The following is a 25346-nucleotide window of genomic DNA, read 5'->3' on the forward strand; positions in this document are numbered from 1 at the left end:
CTCATGCCCTGCTTGTGGAGAACGTACTGTTACTTATCTTGGCGATGCTTCTGAGAGTAAAGTGATAGAACGGCTTCACGTCATGCTGCCATGGGACAATGGCAGTTAGCATTAGCGCTCAGTGAGGTCAGGGTATAAAAATAGATCAGATCATAAAGTCTGAGGGAAGCGCTTGCCTCTCTGGTCAAATCACGCTACAAAAGGGTACATTATGAACCAACATAGCGGCGATCAAAGACGATCTGAAGCGGCATAGTCCAAACAGACTCTGATGTTTAGCGAATTATTTAACAGGGACGTCCCACCATGAAAAAAGCAAATCCCCTATATAGACAACGCAGCCGTTCAACAGTGGGTTATAGCCGCAGCTACGCTGCCGTATAACCCTTAATTGTTAGATTTATTTTTCATATTAAAAAGGAGAATTTTATTATGTTTGAAATTGGGAAAAGATATGCCATTAGAATACTAGAGAATGGTACTGAAGAGGCAATTACTTATTTAATAATTGATGCTGTTGATGGCCCTCTTATCAAGTCTGGTAAAACAATCATAAATACTCACTCTAATGCTTTTATTAGTGCAACACTTCAGGGCTAAAAAATCTAACAATGAACTTAACCCGACCGCGCTAACGCGCGGCTGGTTAGCTTAAACGTTATATGCTGATATCACCTTCAACCGGTTGAACCTTCGAAACCACTCTATTAATTTTTTCTTATCGGGGAAAAAATGAAAAACAACACACATGAATTTATAAAAATTGTTAAGCAAGCAATGAAAAATAATGAGCAGTATTTCTCATGTTTGGAAAAAATTAAGATAGAAAACGAGAAGGAGTTGGAACAAAAAATCTTGAATGATTTAAATATTCATCAAGAAGGTCTAAATTTTAATTTAAATGAGATTTTAAAAAGCCACGTAAAGGATTTTGTTCTTAGTGGAGAAGATCATTTACCTATGAGTACAAATGTATTGAAGGATATTTCCACTCAGTTAGAGGTTGATTATTTATTAAAAAATATTTCAAAGGAAGTTGCGTACAGTTACTATTCAATTTCACATGCTCTAATATATTATGGAATTTATAGAGGTAACTCTATTTCATCTTTTGAGAATACTGAATTCTGGCTAAAGTTAGTTAAAATGCTTTATCTTTTAAATATGATAAACACTAAACAATATCACATTTTCTTAGACGGTAATTGCCCTAGTCACCCGGATTTCAATCAACTGAAGAAGTTAATTGAAGCAAAAAAAACATTGAGAAAAAATTGGGGGAAGTAATAGAAGTTGTTGATGGATCAGTTTTATTCCAGAAGGGGCAGGAAGAAAGAATAGTAAAAAAAATCGAAAATAAACTATCAAAATTGCATTTGTTTAACTTCATAAGGTTCATATTTGATTTTTATCAGGATAATAAGAAAAAGCATAATGTTGAGCATACCATTCCTTACAAATATATTATTAACCTTCTAATTAAGAATATAAGTACCTCTAAACATAAGAACAACGACAGCAAAAAAATAATAAGTTCTACAGAGTTATTGAACTCATTTATATCTTTATACCAGCTAAAAGAAGACAAATTTGAGAGTATGAATGTTTCCGAGCATTCATTGGTTGACCATTTAAAAAAACAGGTTCTTTATTCAAACTTCTACCCGCTATATTCTGTGAAAACCAATACATTAATTGAGTATATAAAGAATATTATAAAACCAAGTGTTGATGAAACTAAGTTTTTAAAAGTTTTTGGTTTTACTGCAAATGAATTAATAGATTTTTTTGAGTTATTAGATATACAAACTGACGACATAGTAAGCTTCGAAAAGGAGAACGTTTATAAATCTGACCAAAAAATATTAGAGCTGTTTGCTATTGATGCCGAAAACATCAATAAAAATTATTCATCACTATCAAATCTACAAAATAGCACCAACCTATTCTCTATGAATCCAGTTGTTAAATATAAGAGCAAATTTTGGATCATAGGGTTCAAATACTTTAAGATGAATTTTTACAATGCGCTTGTGGATAAGATCAGAAAAGGGTTACATAAAGATATAAATCGAGAGATAGGCTCCAATGTCGATGTGTTTGTTGAAGATGTTTTTGAAAGAATAAAAAATAAGCATGGTTATGAGATCTTTTCCGGCAATTATAAGCCGCCAAAAAAAGAAAACCCAGAAAGTGATTTGATTTTAAGTACAAAAGATGAAATTATTCTCATAGAAAATAAAAACAAATATCTAACCAATCTTTCTTTTTCTGGTTCAGATTCTAATATTTTGAAAGATTTCGTTCTTTCTTTTGCTCTCTCTCAGAAGCAGCTTTTTAAACATCAGAGAAATTTAACAAGATACAAAACAATAAAATTCACACAAGATCAGCGCGAACTTAGATATGAAAATCAGAATATTGTAAAGCTATCTGTTTCAACAAATAATTGGCTTAACATAATGAATAATAATACTAAACAAGTAATTTTATCCTTGATTAAATTACGGTTTAATATTGAAGAAAGTGAGACCTATGATAATAAAGCTGACTTTGTCAAAGCTAATAAATGCCTCGATGAGCTTTGTGGCATCATTAATGAGTTAAATGAAAGTGGCAATGTTAATATGAATATTGCTTTAAATCAAACTTTATTTCTGCCTTTGGAGCTCATTGTCGACAAATATACAGATGATAATTTTATTAATTGCTTGAAGTCTTTGGTTGGTATGAAAATGAATACAGATAACATTATGAATATTTATGATTATTCTATGTTTATAACCTCTCGGAAATCACCTTCATCTACAAGCACATAACAAGGCAATTAAACGGAACTAAAACAGTGGTTTACGTTTCGCTTCGCTCCACATTATAACCCACTATTTTAGTCCGCTTATTACGGCGTTATATTGTCTAAGAGAGCTGCATAGGATGAAAGAAAAGAATTCCGATTTCACTGAAATTGCCAAAATGTTAACTTGGATCAATCCAGAGATTAATGTTTTGGATAATGAATACAGGTCTGAGCATAATGCGCTTGTGCAAGTTATTGAACAGGTTCTTCATAACGAAAATGTTAGAAAATCGCTCCTATTGCCAGAATTAAGAAAAAATACAGATACCTTGGGTGTTTTTTCAGATTATGGCGGTGAGTCAGCAGAGAGTAAGTACCTTACATACTCTTTTCTCGTATGTGATATACATGCAGCCAAGCATTTCACCGAAATAGGAATGAATGAGATAAGAAAAAAAATTCGCTCGGTACAAAAGAGATTGCATTTAAAGATCTCAGACATGGCCCTACAAAACGCAACCTTAAAGGATATTTAGATCTGTTAGACAAGTCAGTTCCAAGTTTCTTATATAGTGTCGTAATTGAAAAAAATAAGTACCGTTTTTGACCGCCCAGATAAGAAGATACCAAAGCATATTATTAAAACAATAGAAAGTTATGGATTTGGAAAGTGGAAACCCGCTATTGCTGAGAAAATGCTGAGAGTGGTTCATATATTGGGTTATCTCATAGGCCTATTTAGTAAAAATGGCCAAAATTTTTTTGGATGACAGATTTGGATGACAGATAATGATGCTATAGCGCCCAATCAAGAAGGCATATGAATATGCTTAGCTTGCTATCTAATAGTCTTGAGTTGTATACAAAGAATAAATTTAAGGTTTTTGGTGGGGCTGTCCCTTTTGAAGAAAAGGATACCAGTATGCTTGATTTACTTAGTTCAACTGACTTAGTAGCAGGGGCAATTGAGCACTATCTAACGCGAAAAGATAAATTAGAGGACTTCACCATTAAGGAAGAGGCCGATGTAATTCTTCAATGGTTGGCACATGATGGAATAGCTTTAAAGAAACGAACAACCATAATTAGACCTGATGGAGAAGGAATCATTGGAGCAAACTTGGCCTTTGAGTTAAAAGATCAACCTAAAGACGTGACAATTATTCCAATACCAATGTAAAAATATAACAAGCACAGGCAAGTCGACGGCTTTTTAGTTCGGCTTTGCCTTCACTACAAAAAAGCCTCGCGTGCTGCGGGCGTTATGACAATAGAACTCGAATTCAGCTCAAGTGATTTAGGAACAGTCGATATGGAAGAAAATCAAGAAGCGTTAATAATTGCGGAAAAGTATCTCACTGAGATGCTAAACGCAGATCAAAACGGAGATTATGCTTCTTTCATGAAACGTTATGAAGCTGTTGATCCAGGTTTTAGCGAAGATGTCTTTATCAAAGACGTAGAGGCGATGAAAGATGAGTTAGGGGCCTATAAAGAAAGGGTATATCTTGGCTCGTTGAATTGTTCGGGTAAAGGTCGCCCACAGAGATCTCTAAGGTTTGTATGGCGTGGAATTTATGAAAAGAATGAGGCTCTTATCGTCTTGGGTATACACCAAAATGCCGGTGTCTGGTACGTTAATGAGAATCATATTTCTTAGTCGTGTGGTTGTGCAGCGGCCATAACAAACAGTTCCAGCGGACATGTAGGCTTCCGTGGTTTTTGTGTCCATTCCGCACCGCTGCATTCTACACAAAAACCACTCCAGCCCATATGCTCGCCGAGTCGGGCGTTAGCTTGAAAAGGAGGTCAAAAGAAATGAGTATTATCACTGCAAGCATCAATGACTCGGAAGAGATAGCAAAAATCGTAGCAATCTCAAACAGAGATGTTGCTGAAAAGTTTAATCTAAATCGACAAAATAACCCCAAACATCCATCGTTCTACGATAAAGAATGGGTTTTGTCAGATTTTGAAAGAGGAGAAGAGTATTTTCTATACAAGGAGAATGGATTAGCTTTAGGCTGCGTTGCTTTCGAGCAACCCAATTCTCATATTGGGTATTTAAATAGGCTCTCAGTATTGCCAAACAATCGTAAGAAAGGCATTGGTGAAAAATTGGTATCTCATACCCTTGATTACGCAAAATATAAAGGTATTGAAGAAGTTAGTATTGGTATTATTGCTAAACACGAAGTTTTGAAAAACTGCTATATTCGTCTTGGTTTCATTGAAAATGGGTTGAAGGAATTTCCGCATTTACCATTCGATGTTTTATTTATGAAAGACAATCTAGCTTAACATATGCAAAGTAAAGAAATTAATTTGATTGTTTTAATTGAGGTGTAACCCGGGAAGGCTGAAGAGCAAATCAATTTATTCAAAAAACTTCAGCCATTAGTCTTAAATGAAAAAGGCTGCATGGAGTATAATCTTAGCACACTTGCCGGTAGCGACGTTGAGTTCGTAATAACAGAGTGCTGGACGTCCTCTGGAGATTTAGCAGCACATGACTTATCGCCACACATGCAAGAAGCAGATTCAATAACCCCCACATTTAGGGCAAAACCTGAAACCGCTCTTCAATTAGATGAAGTTTGAAAATTTACAAGCTAACAAAGGGCTCCACGGAATCCGCTCGCTGCGCTTGCTCTCCTGTGAGCCCGAGCGTTAACTGGATTGAAGACGAGGTAGGTACGATGAAAAAAATTGCAGTCATTGGTTCCGGCGGTTCTGGCAAATCCACATTCTCGGCTTTATTAGGTAAAGAATTGAACTTGCCTGTTCATCACCTCGATCAGCTATATTGGAAACCAAATTGGGTTAAAACTCCAAAAAAAGACTGGATAAAAATTCAAGAGAGCATCTGTGATAGCGAGTGTTGGATTATCGATGGTAATTATCAGAGTACACTTGATATAAGAATTGAAGCTTGTGATACAGTAATATTCTTGGATGTAAACCGCTATACCTGTATCTATCGAGCGCTAAAGAGAATATTTTTAAGTACTAAGCCTCAATATCTAGCCGACGGTTGTGATGAGAGGTTTAATATCGACTTTATCAAGTTTCTATGGGAATATCCGGGAAGTTCAAAACCTGTAATCATGGATAAACTCAATGCGCTTAAAAGTAAAAAGCGTGTAATTATCGCAAAATCGGGAAAGCAAGCGCTCCGCCTTTGCAAATCCAGTTAACACGATGCTCAAGTTCGTTCGCTACGCTCACTGGGACCCTCGCAGCTGTGCTACTACCAAGCTCAACATGACACTCATCTTAGAAAGTGACTCCCCGCTCACTTTTGGCTGAACCACAAAAATAAGCCTGTTCCGATTAGAGCGGGCTTATTTACACTCTTTTAGACTCTAGATTTATATGCTTTATGCGGTTTATTGAATACGAGAAATGAGTAGTTCTGACCAGTTTAGATCATATGTGTTGAGAGGTGAGTTTGGTTTACTAGGCGAGCAGCTGTTTCGTTTTGCTTATCTTTGGCCATCGCTTATAGCCTGCATTCTGGTAGTAGCTTGATAGGATCAGTTCTGTACCAATGGCTGCGTGGGTGTGTTGTTCAAATTCGATGGCGATGATAATCCAGTTTCGGATGGGATATTAAGGCGCTGTAAAATGGGTGCAAACGAGAGATCTATGCTGTCTCATCGAGTAAGGCTTGGGACTTAAAACGACCTTCCCAACAATTTGTCAGAAACTAATTGGAACCGCGGAGCGGGCCCAAAAGGTAAAAGATAGGACGCTTTTTACTGAACGACCAGTGCAATCATCTTCTTGGTTTGTCTGGTGAGCGGTATTTTCATTTCAGCTGCCCCAAAAGTCCTACCTCATTCTGTTGTAAGAGTGTCTATTTTTGAATGGGCGGTTACTCGGTTGCGCCCTTGGTGCTTCGAGAAGTAGAGAGCTTTGTCCGCTTGAGCGAGTAATTGATCTAAGGTTGCGCTTCCTTGTGAGTTTACAGTTATCCCCATGCTAGCCGTAAAACGAACAATTGACTGTTCGTGGGTCAGCTCGATGTGGCTGATTTCTTGTCTGAGATGTTCGGCTATCTTCATTGCGTCATCTTCTTCTGTATTCGGTAAAATCACGGCAAACTCTTCTCCACCTAAACGCCCCATAATGTCGATTGAGGGACGGTTGCTTTTCAGAACCTCTGCAAAGGTGATCAAAGCCTGATCACCTAAAGCATGACCATAGGTGTCATTGAGTGCCTTAAAATTATCGAGATCAATCATAATCAAGCTAATGGGATAGTGCTGTGTTTCGGCTTGATTGAGCAGCTGCCTTCCTGTGTTAAAAAATGCGCGACGATTCCGCAGCTTGGTAAGTGGATCGCTATAGGCTAGTCGCTCTGCACTTTCCTTAGCTCGCTCAAGATCGCGAGTTCTAACTTTAACCTTTTCATCGAGCTCTTGGTTTAGTTTTAGCAATTCGATTTGGTTCATATTGACCCGCTGAATCAGTTGGTTATAACTGTCTTTCAAGATGAGTAATTCATTTTCATCTGTCCAGCTAATATCTAAATCTATCGGGTTTGGTGATTGCGGATCTTGCTGATGAATTTTAAAAGTAAATTCTTTTAGTGGTTTACCAAGGTACTTATTAATGAAGAAATAAATAATTACCCAAAGCATACAAGTCTTGATAATGGAGTTAACCAAAATAAGTATGAAGCCATACTTCAATCGCTCAAAAACCAGTCGGTCACTTGAATAAAGTGTTACTGTGCCGAGTGGAATTTTTTGATCAAATGCTGGCCCTTGATAATAAATAGGAAACTCGTGATCGAAGAGTGACTGAGAGCCTAGCCCTGTATGTGTTTGCTTGGTCGATAGACCGTCAGAGTTGTAGTACTCAACTTGACGTTGTTCGTTTAACACGGCACCGATTTGAAAATCCATTTTTTGGTCAAGCGAACTAACTTTGACGCCAACCACGATGGGTAGGTTGTACATCCCCTGTATAATTGATTGCATTAACTCTTGGTTATAGGTCCAAACGGAGTCGGAGATCCCTTTGCCAAAGGTAGATGGTAGGGTTTGGATTTCATTATAAAATTCTGTTCTAGTGTTTTCGTACTCTTTGTAAAGCTGTATGACAGTAACTAGGACAGCTACCAAAAAATAAACGCCGAAGATCATCAACAGTAGGTGCAGGGCAATAGAGCGATGGTAATGCTTAAGCAACGGTTGCATGCAACAAGCCTTAGTTGTCAAAGAACAGGTTACTCGGCTTTCCAATCTTTAATGCCATACTGCTCTAGTAATTTCTGAAGACGTCCATCTTCTCGCATTTTCAGGGTTTCCTCGGACACTATTTTGGCGTATTCAGAGGAGTTAGGGTTTTTGGGTGAGAAGCTGGTGAAGACATCAATCGTCACATCAGTTGTTCCAGAAACCTTTATTTGATCGGCCAAGGCCATTTGTTGCGCTTTATATTGTAAGACGATTTTGTCTTCAATCACTGCGGTTAGACGACCATTGATAAGCATTTCAAGCAATCGTTCTAAAGGCTTTTCACCCGTGATAGCCAGAACATTTTTAGGGTTTTGGTTTAAATATTCCATTACAGTTGGGTCAACGTAGTCATATCCTTTAATGACGCCAATGAGCTGTGCCTGCTTAAGTGACTCTTTGCCGTTGTAGTACCAGTTCGAATCTTGAAGGCTGAAGAACGTGCTGTTGCTCTTACCTAAAGCAAAGTCAGGGTAGATAAAGTCAGGGGCTTCTTCTCGGTAGCAGGCCATCGTTCCGTCAAGTTTACCCTCTCGAACCAATTGCAGCCCGCGCGAGTAGGATACCTCCACAAACTCGATCGTGTGTCCTTTTGCGCCCAAAGTTTCAACGAGTAAGTCTCCAAGGTAGCCTACTTTACCTTGGTTTTGGCTAGCGATGCAGTCGTAAGGACACCATTCGTCGGTGGCGATTCTTAGCGTGTCTGAAACGGCGGGTGTAGAAAACATAGCAGAAAAACCGACTAATAGAGTACTCATAGTAAGAGATTTGCTTGCTTGATTTAAGCGTTTATTTTTCGAAGGCATGATTATCTTCCTATGCGATTGCCCCTTAACTTTACATTAGTTTTACTGCAATATCTGCAAAGAATATTCTTCACTAATCTGCATACAGAAAATACTTACACAAATGCGTCTGCTATGGACGTCATGCCATAGGGCAAGATTTTTCAAAGGGAGCAAGATGGGTGATAAAGTAAAGACGGCCTTGAAATGGATCAAAGGACTTTTGGATAGCGAGGGAGTTGAGTATCAAATTGTTGGTGGATTAGCGGCAACGATTCATGGGGGCAGTCGTGAAGTCGCAGACATCGACCTCTATATCCACAATTCAGATGCAAGCAAGGTCTTGGCTCGCGTATCGCAGTTCGTATCTAAGCCGTTGAGTCATTATGCTGAGTATGGTTGGGATCTAGAGTATTTCCAATTAGTTTACCAAGATCAAAAAATCGAAATCGGTTTATCTCAAAATACGAAGATACAATCGGCTCTAGATGGCTTGTGGTATGAGCTTAGAATCGATTTTTCGGAGTCAGTTGTAAAGCTATATCAATGTATTGAGGTACCAGTTATTCCTGTACATCGTCTAGTCGAGTATAAGCGAATATTGGGTAGGGAAGTCGACCTAATTGACATACAAGAACTAACGTCGAGTTCAGTGCTCTAGCAATGTAGTGATACGTTGGATATCACATATAGTGCGTGACTTTGCTCGCGCAGCCCATTCAAACCACTGTAGCGGTGCTTTTCGACCATCGCATCGAGCTCGGTTGAGCGCTCAATGTGTTTGTGGTCTAGCCACTCAGAAAGATGCTGTGGGAAGTTTTTTACGTCTTGATACTGGTTTTCAACCTGTTGAATCTGCTCTTGGTGTGTCTGCCATAATTGAGTGATTTGTTCGGCCAATGCCACGCTAGCCCCATCCGCATTGACTGTAGGTGCTCGACCCGCGGCAGCGTTGTCGAGTAGCTGGTCCAGATCTGCGTTGTTGTCACGTCCTACATGCTCATCTAATGCATCGGATAAATTTTTAAAATTCGCTAAATAGTCCGCGCCAGTCTGGCGTTTTTCTAAGGTCATTTATGCCAAGTAGTTTGCCGCTTGTTGCCCGACAGCGCCATCCTCCATCATGGCCTACAATCTGTGTTGACTCGACATCGATCAGGGCTGCGAACAGCGACCCTTAGAGAGGGCTTTAGGATGGGCTAGGGGCGGCAGGAGGCGATGAAAGCTCACTATCAAGTGGTGAGCTTTCATCGTGATGGGTAAGTGCCTATTTGGTATGTAAACAGGCTTTGTTGATGTGCTGTGATTCTCTGGGTTTTACGTAATGAACCAGTAGGTACACAGCGCTGATACCAATCGCACTGAGCCAGACGTAGCTACCCGTTGCTGAGATCATGGCAAAGAAGCCGCAGCTCATCATCAAGATTCGACCAAACACAGAGACTTTGTGTTTGGCAAAGCCTGACACCCCAATCGCCCAAACCGCCGTTGAGAAGATAAGTCCAAGCCCTGCAATGGCGATGCTGCTATAGCTGCCTACGAACAACAGTGCATCATCCGAAATAAAGGCAAACGGAATTAAAAAGGCGACCGCACAAATTTTGAAGGCTTCAAAACTGGTTTTCATCGAGTCAGTACCAGCGACACCTGCCGCGGCAAAGGAGGCGAGTGAAACCGGTGGGGTGACCATGGACAAGACACAGAAATACATGACAAAAAAGTGTGCTTGCAGTTCAGTGATGCCCAATTCTTTCAAAGCGGGCACGTATAACACCGCACCGATGATATACGCCGCCACAGTGGGGAGTCCCATGCCCATGATAATGCACCCAATTACGATCAGTATCAGCGAAAAGACCATCGAACCGTCTCCCACATTGATCAATCCTGACGCGAATTTAAGCGCTAGATTCGACTGGATAGCAATGGACACGATGATACCAATGGCCATGATGGGAGCCGCAATTTTAGCCGCTTGAACCCCTGAATCTAGCACCATCAAGGGAATGTTCTTTAAGTCGTAACGTGTGTTTGGATGCAGGAAAGGCGCTACGAAACAGGTTACCGTTGACCAAAAAACCGCAATCTGTGCTGAGAATCCCATTACCAATCCGCACACTAATACGATTGGGGGTAACAGCATATGCAGGCGCGGCAGAATAGGGTCGATCTGCTGGATATCCTCATCATTGAGGGTGCCGCAGTGATTTTTTTTGGCGTCCAAACCCGCGAAAAAGAACAACGAAAGATAAAATGCCAGTGCCGGAAAAATACCAGCCAATGCAATGTTCGTGTACGACGTAGCCAGCATCTCTGCCATTACAAAGGCCGCAATACCCATAATAGGGGGCATCAGTTGCCCACCAGTGGAGGCAATGGCTTCATACGCCGCTGCGCGCTCAGGTTGAATGCCGGTGCGTTTCATGAGTGGAATCGTGAACACGCCAGTTGAGGTCACGTTGGCGACCGCACTGCCTGAAATGGTTCCCATAAGGCTTGAGCCAATAATCGCGACTTTGGCTCCGCCGCCTGTGGATTTGCCGACAAGTTTAACGGCCAAATCGATGAATAACTGACCACCTCCTACAGCACTGTAGACCACGCCAAAGACAATGAAGTAGAAGATGAAGTTGGTGGAAGTCGCGGTGGTAACGCCCAATATGCCACTGGTGGTCATGCCTAAGATTTCGGACCACTCATCCCAGCCGATTTGACTGAACCCCATGTCACCACTGAGTTGGTAGCCGAAAATACCGTAGACCAGAAAAGCCGCAATCACGAACAATAAAATATAACCCACGGTGCGGCGTACTGCTTCGAGCAAGACAAAAACGAGTATGGAACATACCACTACGTCATATAGCTCGATCGGGGAGACGTTTTCAATACGATTTGATAAACGATCCGCTTCTAAGAAGTAATAGGCACCAACGATTGCGACCATCGCAAAGAGTGCCATCGAGATAATGGCATTGAGTGTGGGGGAAGCCTGTTTTTTTGAGAAGGGCGTGGCGAAGCAAATAATGGCTAAGCTGAGCACCAAATGCGTGGCACGCTCAACCAATGGCAGCTCCGGATTAAACAAAATCCAGTACTGGAATGCCACTAAGGCCAGTGACAACCAAGCACAGGGATTCAGACACAATCTGTACAGATTATTCTTCATAAAATGGCACCAAATATTTATATTTATTGTTTGGTAATAAGAACGTTACTGGCGATCAACTCATGGCAGTAAACCTATTTCCTTGTAGTAACGAATAGCCCCTGGATGAAGCGCAATACCATTGTTTTCAGGTAACGCCGCACCTTCTCGTTTGAAGGCTTTCCAAGCCTTAAAGTCCTCGCTTAGGCGATCCATGTTTTCGACCACCAGTTTGGTGATTTCATAGGCGTCTTCATCGCTCAGGCTAGCGTTGGCAATTAAGTGTGTACCAAAATCGCCGCCAATATTCTCACCTGTTTGCGAGTCGAACCATTTGCCATAGGTGCCTTTTGTTAGACCTATTGAAGTAAATGCGGCAATGGCTTTATCTGACATGTCTAAAAATTCCACATCCCCCGTCAGGCTGATTTCGGTGATGGTAGGGTGACCTCGCAACACGGTGTCAAAATACAAGTCGACACGCTTGTCGCGTAACAGCCCTGACATCTGAGAAGAATCCACTTGAATAATGCTACCGCCTTGGGCTTCGATGGTTTGTTTGTCTAGGTTGTACAGGGCAAGAATCGTTTCTACGACAGGTGGGATGTTGGAGCCGGCAGGTTTCATCATGATATTGATCGGCTTGCCTGAGCTTAAGATGTCATCCAATGTCTCAAAGCCGTTTTCGTCCATGTATTCTTTACGGGCGATGGCGCCAATATAAACAGGGTTTAAGCCGCCCACAAGAGAGCGTATGTTGGTGGCTTTATGGCCGTTGTACAGCAGCATGCCTTCGACCGCCCACTGGGATGTCGCCACGTTAGATATGCCGATTTGAGCCTTGTTGGCGTTTACCACCATCGGGTTGGCGACGCCGCCCCCGCGAGCAAGAATTTCAATGTCTAACTCAGAGTCACTCTCTTTAACCATTTTCTGGATGGCGGCCGCGCCGACGTACCATCCAGAGCCTACAGGCATGGAGCCTAAACGCAACGTCTCGGCCATGGCCGAGAAAGAAAGACTGCTTAAAAGCATGGCAGACAGAAATAGAGAAAACGTATTATTTATTTTTATCATTGGGTTCTCCTAATCTTCTAGGGCAGAGAGTCCGCCCTAGAAGTTTTACAAATTGTTGAACACTCTAGCGATTGATACGTAGCTCCGCCATTAAATGATACCTGCCGCCCGTAAGGCTTCTTGGATCTCAACCTCGGCACCTTCGGCCAAAGGCAATAGCGGTGAGCGTACCGTTGCATGCTCTAGAATGCCTCGTGCGACGAGGGCGTGTTTCAACGCAACCGTGCCTTCCATGTGCGAACCACGGTGATAAACGTTTTTAGTGACTGGCAACAGCTTATCATGAATGGCTCTGGCACTTGGATAGTCTTGTGCTTTACCTGCTTTGATTAACTCGACTAAAAGTTCAGGGGCCACGTTGCCGTAACCCACCAACAAGCCATCGACATCAAACATCGTGTGAAGTAGGTATTCGTCGTGACAGCTTAAGATTTGCAAATCAGGGTGTTCAGCGCGAATAACAGGGATTTCAGTGTCCCAGCGCTTCATATTACGTACGCCATTTTTCATCGCAAACACGCCCGGTTGACCGGCGATTTCCAGTTGCGTTTCTAGGTCGTAGGTACATTTGGTGACATCAGGATATTGAAATAGGATCAATGGCAATCCACTTTCTTCGTAACAGGTGCGATATTTATCTTGTGGTGCGCCTTTTTGGTAACCGAAGCGTAGCCAGCCATGAGAGGGGTACATTAAGCCTGCTTTAGCACCGGCTTCGATGGCATTGCGACACTCGGCAGCCGCGACTTCAGTGCCTTCTCGAGTGATGCCTGCGATGATGGGAATGTCATCGTTTACCGATTCAACAAACGCTTCGATGACTTTCATCTGCTCTTTTTCAGATAGGAAAGTGCCTTCACCTGCGTGGCCAAGAACGGTCAAACTTTTAACGCCGTCAATACTTTTGAGCCAAGCGCCTAAACGCTGGATGGCGTTGTAATCGACGGAGCCGTCACGGTTGAAAGGGGTAACAGGTGCTGGGTTAAGTCCGCGAAGATCAATATCAATTTTGCTCATTCTGAATACCTATCATTATTTTGGATTTATTTTTTTGGGGTTGTTCAAAGAACACACAGAAAGAGTAGGACTTGTTTTGATATGTTAATACTGTAAATATAGTATTTCTGATATGCATTTATTGTATGGGTGGCGATGTGAATTATCTAACGTGGAAAACATTTATAGATGTCTGCGAATTGGGCAGCCTAAGTAAAGTGGCAGCGATGTGGGGAACCAGCCAACCTCAAATCAGCCGTCAAATAAAAGCCATCGAGGAAGAATTTAACTGCCAACTCTTTGTTCGCACAGGAAGGGGAGTTGAGTTAACCGACATGGGGCGACGCTTAGAACCTGAGATTCGGCGCTGGCTACAGCATACAGAGCAACTTGAAAACAATATTCGAAACAGTAGCGGTCTTCCTATTGGTAAGGTGAAGTTGGCGGTTCTGCCTTCTACTGCAGCCCCGTGGTTAAGCGAAGTGTATCGGTTGTCCAAAGAGCGCTATCCAGACATCCAATTGGAAGTTAGGGAAGCGCAAGGCAATCAGTTAGAAAGCTGGTTAGAGGAGGGGCGTGTCGATTTAGCCTTACTTTTTAGACATTCAGAGGACAATAGAAGCGGCGATCTGTACTTAAGAGACACAGCGACCTTTCTTGTCGGCCCGCCAAACAGCCTGATTACAGCGAATCCCACGATTGAGTTCAGTCAATTAGATGGGCTGCCATTAACCATGTTCTGTCGCCCAAGCAGTTGGCGTGACCGGCTTGATGTGTTGGCACGGCGTTATGATGTGACATTAAACGTAGTGTTAGAGGCTGACTCGCTGTCGTTACAAACACACGCCGTGAAATCGAATGATTGCTATGCCTTGCTAGGGGCGTATGCCAGCGAAGCGGCTAAGAAATCCCTAGGATTGTCTATGTCCCGTATTATCGCGCCAGGTATAAAACGCTATTTAGCCTTGGCGATGTCCCCCCATGGCCAAATGACGCTGGCGATTAAAAAGATACGAGAATTGGTGAAAGAAGTGGCTGACCAATGTCCGCCGGGGTTCGAGTAACCCAGCCGTAGGCCTGCTTAGACGGTAAAATGATCAAAACTCTGTAACATCCTATTCAGTTCAGATCATTTAATCACAGAGACGAGTGTAGTGATTAAGTAAAACTGGTCACGATTTTATAGTTTTCCAGTGTTGTTCGTCCTCCAGATTTATAGGCCTCTAGCGACAGGCTTGTCGAAGTCGGCCATCCAGTTCCAATGGCAGTAATAGCGTGCTGAATTGATGCTGGCTGGCGTATTGGCAGAGGTTTGAGCGTGATTGATACTCTGCATGAAATACGGCTTTGTTTTGCTGGATAAAGGGCCGCAGTGCGTCGCACTCTTGGTATTCGAGGCATTGTTCGTTGACGGCAAAGTCGAAGTCGTTGGCTAGCTGGGGAATTAAGCCGAGGCTGTTTTTCAAACCGATAGAGAGGTTTAAAATGTGAGCGCTCTGAGCCAAGAAGCGGTTAAACTTGATCTGATCTTGCGAGTTGAGATTAAAGCCCGAAGTATTTTGATACGCATCGACATTATCCGGCTCGACACCATCACAGCCTTTTTCCGCGGCCAGTTTGAGTCGATTTTGCATCACACGCCAGACTGATTTATCACGAATGTCCAGCCAACGTTCCCCCGGCCAATCATCTAATGGATTGCCCACAGCCGTTTTGCTGATTTTGCTAATGTCATCGCGCCAGTCTTCGACAGAACCTGCTGAAAAGTAGCAGATAACTTTACGACCTTGTTGCTGCAAGGTATGGATTTGATCGGTAGAGATATCAAAAAGGTCGATATCGTAAACCTCCACCTCATAGGCGGTGTTTAGCGTGCCTTGTAATTGCCATTGCCATGTCGTACCTGCAGAAGGCTGATACCAAGTTTCAGCCCAAGCGTTGCCGGTACCGATGGCTAGCATCCAGCCAAATGAATATTTAAGGCTGTGAAACCGGCTCAACATACGCCTATGTCCTCCAAAGTGTTACCGTTGATAAGCTGTGCATGAAACCCAAAAAGTCACTAATACTCTAACGCCATATTGGCCATTTTCAGGGTGTTCTCAAACGACTTACAACCTGCGATAAATAAGCCGTTGTGACAGAACATGGCGTCGTCAAGTCCGGTGACGTCTTGCAGTTCTTTGCCTGATAGCCCAGCCCACGGAGCAGGAAGCTTTTTACGGTCTTCAAACGAGCCGAGTTCGACGGGTACGGTTTGGATGCGCCACTCTCCGGTTTGCGCAGGGTAGAGCATAAATAGCGCATCTTGGGATAATTTCAGTACCGTGGTTTTCCAAGGAGTGAATTGCTCTAGCACGATAACTCTTGGGTCATCAGCTTTTTCTATGGCCTCGGCAACAATGCTTTTGGCGTTGACGCCACCTTGGGCTGCGGCGATAAATCGTGTTAAAACGCGCGATGCAAAGGTAACGGCTTCTTCAAAACAGTCATCAAAATTGTTGTCTTCTTCCCAGGTTGGGTTAAACATGGAGATGGTTTGACTCAGGCTGACGCCAGTGAGTGGGCCATCGACGTGCCCGCAGTCGATAGCGTCGATAGCAGAGACCAAGTTCTTATCCACTGAGTCTGCAACTTCTTGATCGCCAGAGCACAGTTTTAGGCCGTATTTTTGCCACATCAAGCCAAAGGATGAAAAGGGAATGCCGTTTTCTCGTGCACCTGCGCCGCCTCGTTGGTGATGATCGAAGCGGCCTGTGTCTGCATCGTATACACCGCCAACATCTAATACGAGATCGGCTTGGGCGATCACGTCTAGGTCTCGTGTCCTTATGATCTTTGCCGAAGTGAAAAGTTGTTTAAGGGCTGCTACAGCAAATACGTCGTCGGCGTGAAAGTTTCCGTTGTGTGTCGCTATCACTTGAATTTTGTCGGTCATTTTATCATCTCTTTTATTGATCTCATTTCACTTCACAGCACGGTTGTACTAAACATCCGAATTTTACGGGGTTTTGTGGGGAGGTGACACCGTTCATTTTGTTGAATCAAAGCGTAGCTTAGGTAAAACCCAGTGAAAGTGCTGATTTGAACTATTGGCGTAGGAGTCTTGTTAGGGTACGATGCGCCGAATGTTATGCACTTAGCTAAAAAGATATAGCTAAAGTTGCCTGCAAGTTGTGTTTTGCTATTGATTCGCGGCAAAACGCAAAATCAGTCGCTGTTTAGGGACGTTATGTTCTATACACTTGCTGAGCTAAAATACCGACCCTATTTGAACTTTACGACATGAGATTTATAAATGACCGCATTTGATACAAGAGTGGAAGAACTGATTGCTAAGCATCCGCATTTAACCAAAGATGAAGCCATCAAAATCGTAACCGAGAAAAATAAGCGCAAAAAACAGAAGAGAAACGAAAGATCAAATAAAGGCAATGTTAACAAGGACTAAAAACGAGCAATATGCTCTGGTCTTTGATAAAGGTGTCTGCCCCATTAGCGAAGTAAGTGTTTTACTTTGTCCCTCAGTATTGGCAACACCTCCTCTTCAAACCATGGGTTTTGTTTTAGCCAACGGTTATTCCTTGGGCTTGGGTGAGGTAGAGCGATCTTGCCTTGCTCCAGCCAGTAGGCCCAGCGCTTCACTTGTTCGGTGACCTTATCTGATTGAGTCAGATAGTATGCTTGGGCATGACTCCCAAGAACAATCGTCAACTCTATTTTATTCAATTCACCTAGCAGTATTTCGTGCCATGTGGCAGCGCATTCTGGTCTGGGGGGTAAGTCACCCGATTTGCGACCTTTGGACGGGCCACTTTTAAAAAAGGTGTTGCCGGGGAAGCAAAACCCCATCGGGACGATGGCGAGTTGTGTAGGATCATAAAAATCGCTTTTGTTCAGCCCTAGCCATTGGCGTAGACGATCGCCGCTGGCATCATCGAACGGGCGACCCGCATCGTGGGCTTTTTGCCCAGGTGCTTGTCCGGCAATTAACACTTTGGCGTCGGGGTGTATCTGAAGAATAGGCTTGGGTTCCAAGGGGAGCACATTGGCACATTGCCGACAATTCAGAATGTTTTGATGTAATTGAGAAAAAGATTCCTTATCCATAGCCTTACTCCACAAACAGCTTGGTTAAAACAGTGCATTAAGAGGTAATTGTACCGATAAGGCAGGCGCCACTCTATCTTTGTATCTGGAATGACTTCCTAAGGTTTTCATTTTAGTCTGTGAGGTCGGCATCAGTTTTGGGGGCACAAGCGCGAGTGGTTCGCCATAATGTGCGTGAACCCAAATTTCATCGGACGCTCAGAATCAACAAGCCTTAATCATCAAACAGGCCACTCATGGTTTATTAAATTCACAATGGTTTAATTATCAATTCCAACCCAATGGCCGTTATGGAAGCAAGGTTTGTTTGTTTTAATGGGACAGCAAGCCTACGCACCAGGCGCACTAGAAACAGTTAATACTTGGATAAGAGAATACGGGGCTAGGTGAAAAATTAGACAAATAGTTTCTTGCTTGAATTGTCTTTTTTGCATTTACGTGCTTGTTCGATTTGCTTAGGTAAATGAGCCGCTGTTACCACGTTTTGCCCTAACTTTTACAAGTCGGATGCAGCTTTCTTCCAGAGGTACTGGCAGGCACATGTACTAGGACCTGAAACTATCTACTTTGCTGCAGCATTTGTGTTCTTGATAAGTGCCAATTTTGTTTACATAAAAACACTCACTAAGTCGCTGCTCCATTGATCTACATCTTAACTTTCGATTGCTTTTTAGTTAATACGTTTAAGGGAATCATGTGATTTATCCAATCGTAACCAATCCTTACTCAATGTTACTAATCTGTATTGAAAATACAGGGTTCGAAATATCAAATTAGGTATATATTAGAGATATCTTTTTAAGTGCTTTTAAATTAGCAATCTAAGGAAATATCATGAAGAAATATTATCATTTAGCACTAGGTATCAACGTTTTATCTATAGTTGTAGCCTTACTGCTAGGGTTAGAAAGCACAAATGGACTTTTTTTAGCTGTAGCGATGGCTGGTTTGCTGGTTTGTTTGGTAAAGATAGAGCGCTCTACGAAAGAGCAATTCTATTACTATGAGCAAATTCTTGATTCGATCCCTAATCCACTCTCTGTTACAGATCTAGATATGAAGTGGACGTTTGTCAACCGAGCGGCTACCGATCCCTTAGGAGTAAAGCGTCAGGACGTTTTGGGCAAGCACTGTTCAAATTGGGGAGCGAACATTTGTAATACTGATGGTTGTGGTGTCAACTGTTTAAGGAAAGGTAAGCAAACGACGTTCTTTCATCAGTGGGATAAGGATTTTCGTGTCGACACGTATTACATCAAAGACTTAAGTGGTAAAGAGATTGGTCATGTTGAATACGTTCAGGAGGTCTCAGAAAAAGTAGCTTTGAAATCTGTGTACAACGATGTCGATGCTATAAGTTATAGTCTAACTACGGGTGCAAATGAGCTGAATGTAGCTAGTCATGCATTGACCGTAGGATCAAATCAGCAAGCAGCTTCCATTACTCAGATTAGTAGTGCTCTCAATGATATTCTGACTCAGGCCAATGACAACGCCAAGCGAGCATCTGGGGCGAGTACTGTCTCTTCTGAGGCGCAGCAAGCGGCTACTATTGCCTCTGATGAGATCAAAGAGCTTGAGCAAGCAATGCTGGAAATTAATCGATCAAGTGAAGCGATAAGTGACATTATTAATGTCATAGACGATATTGCATCTCAAACCAATTTGCTTGCACTCAATGCCTCTATTGAAGCCGCACGAGCGGGGGAAATGGGGCGAGGTTTTGCCGTGGTTGCTGATGAAGTAAGATCTCTTGCTGAGCGAAGCACAAAAGCAGCGAGCGAATCGGCGCAGTATATTCAGTCTTCCGTAGAGAATGTTGAAAAGGGAAATGCAATATCACAAAGGTGTGTGATGGCATTAGGTGAGATCGTTAAACGTGTATCCACAATCTCTAGTACCATCAATGAAATAGACTGCGCGTCGCAAAGTCAGGCTGCAGGATTGAGTCAAGTTAATCAGGGCATGCTAGACATTGATGAGGTGATTCACTCGACGGCCGCGTCAGCAGAAGAGACGTCGCTGTCTGCCACTGAGTTAAGTGAGCTATCTGTGAAGCTTCAAGAGCAGCTCGAAAATATGAGAAAAATTGATGGGCTCATTGAAGATACTAACAAGAAAGACCTTCAACTAATTGAAGTTAAAAATGTGTCGTAACAAAAAATAAAATTTAACGCTCAGAGGTCTTGGTCCTCAATCTATTGTGATAGAGAACAGCTGATATCAAAGATAGAGTAAGATGAAAAATTAAACAGACCTTTCATCTTACTCAAAGAATTAGTTATCTTTATTTATTGGCAACGTTTTAGCGACTTTGCCAATGCTTAAACCTTGCACCAAAATAGAGAACACCACCACGGCATAGGTAAGCGTAAGCAAAATATCCCTCTCAGTTCCTGCTGGTAGTTGAAGTACTAACGCAACGGAGATGCCGCCACGTAGGCCTCCCCAAGTTAAGACTTTCCAAGCACCACTGGGCAGATTGAGCTGTTTTTTAAACGTTGTTGTCGTAAGGCCCACGACGGTTAATCGAGCGGCCAATGCTACGCAGATGGTTAAACCCGCAGCGAGAGATAAGTTACCTGAGTACGTTATCATGACGATTTCTAAGCCAATGAGTACAAACAGCGCTGCGTTTAAAATTTCGTCGACCAGCTCCCAAAATAAATCGACGTAATGACGAGTGGTATCGCTCATTGCCCATGTGCGTCCATGGTTACCGACCATCAATCCTACCATTACCATTGCTAATGGACCTGAAAGATGCCAATGACTTGCAAGTGTGTAACCACCTATGACGCCAGCGAGTGTCAGCAATACTTCCTCTTGATAGCTGTCGATGCTCTTCAGTAGGAAGTTTAAAATAGCGCCTAAGGTCAGTCCGAATAGAATGCCCCCGCCTGCTTCCACGCTTAAAGTGTGAAGAACATACTCAGCGTTAGGGATATCACCACTCGTTAAGATCCCTAAAAGCAGAACAAACACCACAACGCCAATGCCATCATTAAAAAGTGATTCGCCAGCGATGACGGTTTCAATGCTTTTAGGTGCACCAGCAGATTCTAATATTCCCATAACGGCAATCGGGTCTGTTGGAGATATCAGTGCGCCAAATAACAAGCACCAAATAAAAGGTAGCTTAAGGTCTAAAACAGGTAGCAAGTAATACAGAGCCGCGGCGATCATCGCGGTTGACAATAAAGTACCGATAAAAGCCAGAATGCCAATCGGAAGTTTATAGCGTCTCAAGTCTTTTACGTTAACATGAAGGGCGCCAGCAAACAGAAGCATCGAAAGCATGCCGTCGAGTAGTATTTCTGTAAAGTCAAGTTGATCAAGGAAGCTGACTTCATAATTTATAAGCTGATCAAAGCCTAAAACTCCCATGAGTATTGCGACAATAGAAATGACAATAGAGATAACCATGACGCCTATCGTTGTTGGCAAGCCAATAAAGCGATGGTTTACGTAGGCCAGTAACGCCGTAATTGATAAAAATATAGCGCTTACTTCCAGTACGCTTAGGCTAGACGCTGATTCCATGTCTGATTTCTCGTTGTGTAGGTTTAAGGAGTGACTGTACACGTCGTCAAACCCATATGATGCGCTTAGAGTTTGATTGTTACGTAGAGTACCCACATGTTACCTATTTAATGATTATTTAGCATCGTGAATTGATGAACATCGTTACCACAAAAAATCCATGATCTAGCACAGTGAACACGCGAAGTAAGTGGGCAATTAATGCTAGACTGCGCGGCATATTGACGCTGGGGCCCCATCATGGAAATCAAAGTAAATTTTTTAGACAATCTTCGTCTAGAAGCCAAGTTCGACGACTTTACTGTCGTGGCCGATCAACCTATTCGCTACAAAGGGGATGGCTCCGCGCCTAGCCCATTTGATTACTTCTTGGCATCTTCTGCGCTGTGCGCTGCGTATTTCGTTAAGGTTTACTGTAAGGCACGTGATATTCCAACGGAAGATATTCGCTTATCGCAAAATAATATTGTCGATCCTGAAGACCGATACAACCAGATTTTCCAGATTCAGGTTGAGTTGCCGGAACACATTAGTGATAAAGATCGCCAAGGTATTCTGCGCTCGATTGACCGTTGTACGGTAAAGAAAGTCGTTCAAACTGGCCCTGAGTTTAAGATTGAAACCGTTGAAGACCTTGATGCCGGGGCTTCTCTGATGTCGATGGCGCAACCGGAAGTGGGACATAAAACGGCGATCTTAGGGAAAGACTTGCCGCTAGAAGATACCATCGCGAATATGTCCAACGTATTGTCTCAGCTGGGGATGAAGATTGAGGTCGCCTCTTGGCGTAATATCGTACCAGGCGTTTGGTCATTACATTTGCGCGAAGCGGCGTCGCATATGTGTTTTACCAATGGTAAAGGGGCCAGCAAAGAAAGCGCGTTATGCTCTGCATTGGGTGAGTTCATTGAGCGTGCCAGCTGTAACTTTTTTTATAACGATCAATATTTCGGCGAAGACATTGCTAATGCTGAGTTTGTGCATTATCCCTCGGAAAAATGGTTCCCATTGACAGAAGACGATTCATTACCACAAGGGCTGATGGATGACTACTGTCTGGACATATTTGACCCTGAACAAGAGTTGCAAGGCTCCCATTTGATTGATACCAACTCTGGTAATATCGAGCGCGGTATTTGTGCGATTCCGTATGTGCGTCAATCTGACCAAGAGACAGTTTACTTCCCATCAAATCTAATTGAGAACTTGTTCTTAAGTAACGGAATGAGTGCAGGCAACACCTTGCCTGAGGCAATGGTGCAATGTTTGTCTGAGATCTTCGAACGCGCGGTGAAGAAAGACATCATCGAGCAGGAGATTGTGTTACCGGATGTGCCCATGTCAGTGTTGGAGCACTATCCGAACATCTTGGCTGGCATTCAGAGCCTTGAAGAAAATGGTTTCCCAATCGTGGTGAAAGACGCATCGCTTGGTGGAAAGTTTCCTGTTGCTTGTGTCACATTGATGAACCCGCGCACGGGTGGCGTGTTTGCCTCGTTTGGTGCGCATCCAAGCTTCGAAGTGGCGCTTGAGCGCAGCTTAACAGAGTTACTGCAAGGCCGAAGTTTTGAAGGATTGAATGATGTGCCTGCGCCGACGTTCAATTCCTTTGCAGTCTCTGAACCGAATAATTTTGTTGAGCATTTTATCGATTCGACGGGTGTTATCTCGTGGAAATTCTTCAGCGCCAAAGCTGATTATGAATTCTGTGAATGGGATTTCTCAGGAACCACTGAACAAGAATGCGACCGTTTGATGGCCATTTTGAAAGATCTTGGCAAAGAAGTGTACATGGCCGTGTTCGATGATTTAGGGGCCAACGTTGTGCGTATTTTGGTGCCCGATTACTCGGAAGTGTACCCAGCCGATGATCTGATTTGGGATAATACGAATAAGGCACTGTTGTTCCGTGAGGACATTCTTAATATCCACTCACTTGATGATGAGGCTCTGGGTGAGTTGCTGGAGCGCCTTGAAGAAAGCGAGATAGATCATTACACCGACATTCGTACCTTGATTGGTGTTGAGTTTGATGAAAACACACCGTGGGGGCAATTGGATGTTGGTGAGCTTAAGCTGTTGCTGTTTTTGTCGCTACAAATGCATGAGCAAGCCAAAGATCAAGTGCAGGAGTTCTTAAGTTACAACACGAATACTGTGGAGCGGGGCTTATTTTACCAGGCCATCAACACTGTGCTTGAGATCATCCTTGATGACGAGCTTGAGCTTGACGATTACCTACTGAATTTATCTCGTATGTTTGGCAAAGAGGTCATGGAGAGCGTGGTCGGCTCGGTCGAGGGTACGGTGAAATTCTACGGTCTTACACCCACCAATATGAAGCTTGAAGGCCTTGATCGTCATTTGAAGTTGATCGACAACTATAAAAAACTACATGCTTATCGTGCTCGAGGGGTATAGGAAGGTCTTAGTCTTAGGAAATATGGTGCGTTATTATTTTTGTTTTTCCTAACTGAGAATCTTTTTCAATAAAAATGATTAATGTTGATGTACCGCATAGATACGTGATTTTAGCGTCAGTGGCTCTTCGTTAAGGTAGTCATTGACGTTTTAAAGTCGTATTTTTCTACGCAACTCAATGCTGTACTTTCAGAAGGTAGTACTTTCAGAGGGTAGTTAACTGACAAGACATGCGCTACTGCGTGTCTTGTTGCTGACAATAATTAGTGACAAGACAAGGAAGAAAAATGGAAGCGGGTCAATTTAAAATCGCGGTAATTGGTGCGGGTAATGCTGGTTTAGAGCTGCTAGACCGACTGTTTACAGCGGAATTTGTCGAGATTTTAGGTGTGGCGGATACTAACATGCAGGCACCGGGAATGTTGTTGGCGAAGGAACATAATATTCCAGTGACAACGGACATGTATGATCTACTCGTAGACAGTGCGCAGATCGATATTCTTATTGATGTAACAGGCATAAAATCCGTTCGTGATGCCTTACGCACGCACATGCAGGAAAGCGGTAATCATCATACTGTGATCATGCATGAGCGAATTTCGGCATTATTAATATCACTTTTCAATGGGCACCCTGTTGAAACGAAAGCCAGCGATGATTTTTATTAAGTTATCATGCTTTTCAATGGTGTTGGGGGATTAGATTCCCCCGTAACCCCTCCGCTTTGAGCTTCTTACAACAACGCTTAATGTGATGACAAAAATTTGCCTTTTTCTTTGCTAAATGGTGAAATTTTGAGTCATTAAAAATAGGCGTTATGGTGTAAGGAGGGTCCATGAACCATTCGCAATGGCTGGAACAAGAGTTTCCCGCGTTACTTTCTGAGTCCAATGCAGTTATCCAAGAGCTGATCGATCAAGCGAAGGAAAGAACGCGAAGACCTCGATACTTTCTGAACGGTATTATTATTCTGGTTTTAATCAATGCTTTGTTTGTGTGGATATTGCCCACCGTTGTGGTAGCTCCTTATGAGTCTTGGGGGGAGTGGGCTTTGGTGATTGTGATTGTCTTGGCGGCTAATATCATCAATCAAAAATTAGAAAATCGTCTGATTAGGTCTAAATTGAAAACGCTAGTGAATGAGCGTGGGCTGAAGACATCGTAATCTTTACAGCGAGTATGGTTTGTTGTTCTGCCAATCGTCTGCAATACTGAAGGTACACTCA

General features: G+C 42.8%; 25 protein-coding genes and 1 pseudogene. 16 read left to right on the top strand and 10 right to left on the bottom strand.

Annotation, left to right across the window (positions count from 1 at the left end; genetic code table 11):
• Positions 1–432 precede the first annotated feature (432 nt).
• The 9 genes and pseudogenes from AYW76_RS19105 to AYW76_RS09960 all read left to right on the top strand — a co-directional run bounded on the left by AYW76_RS19105 (position 433) and on the right by AYW76_RS09960 (position 5994).
• A complete protein-coding gene (locus AYW76_RS19105) occupies positions 433–600 on the top strand; it encodes a hypothetical protein (protein ID WP_156489058.1) in 168 nt (55 codons plus the stop codon).
• Positions 601–732: 132 nt separating this feature from the next.
• A complete protein-coding gene (locus tag AYW76_RS09920) occupies positions 733–1287 on the top strand; it encodes a hypothetical protein (protein WP_067219269.1) in 555 nt (184 codons plus the stop codon).
• Positions 1275–2819, top strand: coding sequence for a hypothetical protein (locus AYW76_RS09925; protein ID WP_067219272.1), 1545 nt, complete (start codon positions 1275–1277; stop codon positions 2817–2819). Before AYW76_RS09920 ends, AYW76_RS09925 begins: the two co-directional genes overlap by 13 nt.
• Before the next feature lie 115 nt (positions 2820–2934).
• Entirely contained in the window at positions 2935–3333 is a 399-nt protein-coding gene (locus AYW76_RS09930) for a hypothetical protein (protein WP_067219274.1), read from the top strand.
• Between the two features lie 284 nt (positions 3334–3617).
• Positions 3618–3977, top strand: coding sequence for a hypothetical protein (locus AYW76_RS09940; RefSeq protein WP_156489059.1), 360 nt, complete (start codon positions 3618–3620; stop codon positions 3975–3977).
• A gap of 132 nt (positions 3978–4109) precedes the next feature.
• A complete protein-coding gene (locus AYW76_RS09945; protein WP_067219281.1) occupies positions 4110–4457 on the top strand; it encodes a hypothetical protein in 348 nt (115 codons plus the stop codon).
• Between the two features lie 158 nt (positions 4458–4615).
• Positions 4616–5098 (top strand): GNAT family N-acetyltransferase, encoded by a 483-nt coding sequence (locus AYW76_RS09950; protein ID WP_067219282.1) that lies wholly within the window; start codon positions 4616–4618, stop codon positions 5096–5098.
• 60 nt (positions 5099–5158) lie between these two features.
• Positions 5159–5398: pseudogene (locus AYW76_RS19660) on the top strand (putative quinol monooxygenase); the annotation flags it as partial.
• A gap of 98 nt (positions 5399–5496) precedes the next feature.
• On the top strand, positions 5497–5994 hold the full coding sequence (locus AYW76_RS09960; protein ID WP_067219283.1) for a P-loop NTPase family protein: 498 nt from the start codon (positions 5497–5499) through the stop codon (positions 5992–5994).
• 642 nt (positions 5995–6636) lie between these two features.
• Here the strand turns inward: AYW76_RS09960 and AYW76_RS09965 are convergent.
• Positions 6637–8004 (bottom strand): diguanylate cyclase, encoded by a 1368-nt coding sequence (locus tag AYW76_RS09965; RefSeq protein ID WP_067219289.1) that lies wholly within the window; start codon positions 8002–8004, stop codon positions 6637–6639.
• A 29-nt stretch (positions 8005–8033) separates the two neighbouring features.
• Positions 8034–8849, bottom strand: a complete 816-nt coding sequence (locus tag AYW76_RS09970; RefSeq protein WP_067219293.1) for a substrate-binding periplasmic protein — start codon at positions 8847–8849, stop codon at positions 8034–8036.
• 202 nt (positions 8850–9051) lie between these two features.
• Here AYW76_RS09970 and AYW76_RS09975 point away from each other — a divergent pair, with 202 nt between their 5' ends.
• Positions 9052–9489: a MazG-related protein gene (locus tag AYW76_RS09975; protein WP_231872588.1), complete on the top strand. Its 438-nt coding sequence runs from the start codon at positions 9052–9054 to the stop codon at positions 9487–9489.
• Here the strand turns inward: AYW76_RS09975 and AYW76_RS09980 are convergent.
• From AYW76_RS09980 to AYW76_RS09995, 4 genes are all read right to left on the bottom strand, one after another.
• Entirely contained in the window at positions 9486–9902 is a 417-nt protein-coding gene (locus tag AYW76_RS09980) for a hypothetical protein (RefSeq protein WP_067219298.1), read from the bottom strand. The genes AYW76_RS09975 and AYW76_RS09980 overlap by 4 nt on opposite strands.
• Positions 9903–10095: 193 nt before the next feature.
• Complete coding sequence (locus AYW76_RS09985; RefSeq protein WP_067219300.1) at positions 10096–11994, bottom strand: TRAP transporter permease; 1899 nt, start codon at positions 11992–11994, stop codon at positions 10096–10098.
• A 60-nt stretch (positions 11995–12054) separates the two neighbouring features.
• On the bottom strand, positions 12055–13050 hold the full coding sequence (locus AYW76_RS09990; protein ID WP_067219305.1) for a TAXI family TRAP transporter solute-binding subunit: 996 nt from the start codon (positions 13048–13050) through the stop codon (positions 12055–12057).
• 90 nt (positions 13051–13140) lie between these two features.
• Positions 13141–14067 (bottom strand): dihydrodipicolinate synthase family protein, encoded by a 927-nt coding sequence (locus AYW76_RS09995; protein WP_197467803.1) that lies wholly within the window; start codon positions 14065–14067, stop codon positions 13141–13143.
• Between the two features lie 137 nt (positions 14068–14204).
• On the opposite strand from AYW76_RS09995, the gene AYW76_RS10000 reads away from it, so the two are divergent.
• Positions 14205–15110: a LysR family transcriptional regulator gene (locus AYW76_RS10000; RefSeq protein WP_067219653.1), complete on the top strand. Its 906-nt coding sequence runs from the start codon at positions 14205–14207 to the stop codon at positions 15108–15110.
• Between the two features lie 159 nt (positions 15111–15269).
• Here the strand turns inward: AYW76_RS10000 and AYW76_RS10005 are convergent, their stop codons facing one another.
• Together AYW76_RS10005 and AYW76_RS10010 are read right to left on the bottom strand one after the other, a co-directional pair.
• Entirely contained in the window at positions 15270–16049 is a 780-nt protein-coding gene (locus AYW76_RS10005) for an endo alpha-1,4 polygalactosaminidase (RefSeq protein WP_156489060.1), read from the bottom strand.
• 59 nt (positions 16050–16108) lie between these two features.
• Positions 16109–16984 (bottom strand): MYG1 family protein, encoded by an 876-nt coding sequence (locus AYW76_RS10010; RefSeq protein ID WP_067219309.1) that lies wholly within the window; start codon positions 16982–16984, stop codon positions 16109–16111.
• A 360-nt stretch (positions 16985–17344) separates the two neighbouring features.
• Here AYW76_RS10010 and AYW76_RS19220 point away from each other — a divergent pair, with 360 nt between their 5' ends.
• A complete protein-coding gene (locus AYW76_RS19220; RefSeq protein ID WP_170756318.1) occupies positions 17345–17497 on the top strand; it encodes a hypothetical protein in 153 nt (50 codons plus the stop codon).
• Positions 17498–17541: 44 nt separating this feature from the next.
• On the opposite strand, the gene AYW76_RS10015 is transcribed toward AYW76_RS19220, so the two are convergent.
• A complete protein-coding gene (locus AYW76_RS10015) occupies positions 17542–18156 on the bottom strand; it encodes a uracil-DNA glycosylase family protein (RefSeq protein WP_067219311.1) in 615 nt (204 codons plus the stop codon).
• Between the two features lie 834 nt (positions 18157–18990).
• Here AYW76_RS10015 and AYW76_RS19520 point away from each other — a divergent pair.
• Positions 18991–20313 (top strand): methyl-accepting chemotaxis protein, encoded by a 1323-nt coding sequence (locus tag AYW76_RS19520; protein ID WP_067219312.1) that lies wholly within the window; start codon positions 18991–18993, stop codon positions 20311–20313.
• A 120-nt stretch (positions 20314–20433) separates the two neighbouring features.
• Here the strand turns inward: AYW76_RS19520 and AYW76_RS10025 are convergent, their stop codons facing one another.
• Positions 20434–21699: a cation:proton antiporter gene (locus tag AYW76_RS10025; RefSeq protein ID WP_067219313.1), complete on the bottom strand. Its 1266-nt coding sequence runs from the start codon at positions 21697–21699 to the stop codon at positions 20434–20436.
• Positions 21700–21939: 240 nt separating this feature from the next.
• Here AYW76_RS10025 and AYW76_RS10030 point away from each other — a divergent pair, with 240 nt between their 5' ends.
• From AYW76_RS10030 to AYW76_RS10040, 3 genes are all read left to right on the top strand, one after another.
• Positions 21940–24120 (top strand): OsmC domain/YcaO domain-containing protein, encoded by a 2181-nt coding sequence (locus AYW76_RS10030; RefSeq protein ID WP_067219316.1) that lies wholly within the window; start codon positions 21940–21942, stop codon positions 24118–24120.
• Positions 24121–24407: 287 nt separating this feature from the next.
• Positions 24408–24788, top strand: coding sequence for a Gfo/Idh/MocA family oxidoreductase (locus AYW76_RS10035; protein WP_067219321.1), 381 nt, complete (start codon positions 24408–24410; stop codon positions 24786–24788).
• A 167-nt stretch (positions 24789–24955) separates the two neighbouring features.
• On the top strand, positions 24956–25285 hold the full coding sequence (locus AYW76_RS10040) for a hypothetical protein (RefSeq protein ID WP_067037617.1): 330 nt from the start codon (positions 24956–24958) through the stop codon (positions 25283–25285).
• Positions 25286–25346: the final 61 nt, after the last annotated feature.

The organism is Marinomonas gallaica, assembly GCF_001639745.1.
GTDB classification, from domain to species: domain Bacteria; phylum Pseudomonadota; class Gammaproteobacteria; order Pseudomonadales; family Marinomonadaceae; genus Marinomonas; species Marinomonas gallaica.